Raw genomic sequence first — 284 nt, 5'->3', positions numbered from 1 at the left:
ACTATCAGCGAGGCCTTTGGTCATACCGGCACCGACATCAGTGGACTGGAGACTACCAATCAGGGCCAGACCCACCGTTCCTGGCACCCCCATCAAAGGCCGAAGCAAAGGTGTCAGCAGTTTTCGTGCAGCTCTTAGAGCACCATAATGCTCCAGCACATTGATCATACCCAGGGCAAACATACAGGTAGGCACCAGACCCAGCGCAAAAAGGAAACCATCAAGAGCACCGCTACCACCGGTACCACGATAGGCAGTTGCTGTGCTTTCAACCGCACCGCCAG

General features: G+C 55.3%; 1 protein-coding gene. It reads right to left on the bottom strand.

Going from position 1 to position 284, the window contains the following annotated elements; translation table 11 throughout:
* A partial coding sequence (locus CWC16_RS19685; protein WP_283957372.1) for a nucleoside recognition domain-containing protein occupies positions 1-284 on the bottom strand: 284 nt, incomplete at both ends.

This window comes from Pseudoalteromonas sp. S3776 (assembly GCF_005886915.1).
Taxonomy (GTDB): domain Bacteria; phylum Pseudomonadota; class Gammaproteobacteria; order Enterobacterales; family Alteromonadaceae; genus Pseudoalteromonas.
Note: the sequence above shows the minus strand (reverse complement) of the source record. Positions and strands in the feature narration are given on the sequence as shown.